The sequence below is a fragment of the Polaromonas sp. P3_C2 genome (assembly GCF_056402675.1).
Genome location: NZ_JBFUGX010001142.1, coordinates 1 through 747, shown reverse-complemented (window position 1 = coordinate 747; position 747 = coordinate 1). Strand labels below are relative to the sequence as shown.

Here is a 747-nt window from a genome sequence, read left to right as displayed (position 1 = left end):
CTTGAACGACCTGCTGGCCGAAGCCGGACACGCACCGATCGCTGAACTGATACAAGGTTTGACCAAGGCGCAGCAGGCGGAGATCGTGGGCCACTACAAACAAGAACACGCGGCCGGCAAGGCGCTTTCGAAAGCTACGGACACGCTCAAGCTGCGCGGCCTGCACAAGCTGATTGATGAGAACTTCGACGCGGACGACTGGAAGACGGCGGCGTTTATTCTGGGCAGCGCCAGCCTCAAGCTGACGCTGATCAACCTGGCCGATGAAGTGCATGCACTAATGCATGGGGAGGTTTGATCATTGAGACCCTCGAATCACGAAGAGGGTCGGACCTTCATGACCAGCCCGCTCGTCATTCTGGTTTGAGGCCTCCAATGCTCCTACATAACTCACCTGAGCGCTGAACGCAATTCAGCGAGTTTCCGAGGAGCGGCCAGGTTGGTCCGTATTCTGCATCGACAAGCCCTTGCTTATATCCAAAGGAGGTAAAACGACACCTCGGAATCCTGCAGATAAGAATCGCTCTTCAGCTCGTTGCCTCGCTAAGAAGTGAGTAATCGCAAAATATGGAGTGACTGCGGAGGGAGGGATGTTTCCCCAATCCTCAAAGCCCCCTCTTTCCTCTATACCAAACGTCGCAACAAATTTGCAGGCATAGGACGAAAACTCCGAGGTCCCATCTAACGACAAGATCGCCGAGAAACTGAGACTAACCTGAAATGCCTTTACCGGCAGGTCTTCAGCCA

2 protein-coding genes are annotated in these 747 nt (G+C 54.2%); one reads left to right on the top strand and one right to left on the bottom strand.

The window, feature by feature from the left end:
• The coding region (locus AC1DWI_RS25205) for a hypothetical protein (protein ID WP_477726188.1) at positions 1-298 on the top strand (298 nt) is incomplete at its 5' end.
• Positions 299-412: 114 nt separating this feature from the next.
• Here AC1DWI_RS25205 and AC1DWI_RS25200 read toward each other — a convergent pair.
• Positions 413-747, bottom strand: a 335-nt coding sequence (locus AC1DWI_RS25200; protein ID WP_477726187.1) for a hypothetical protein, incomplete at its 5' end; no start/stop codon positions are given.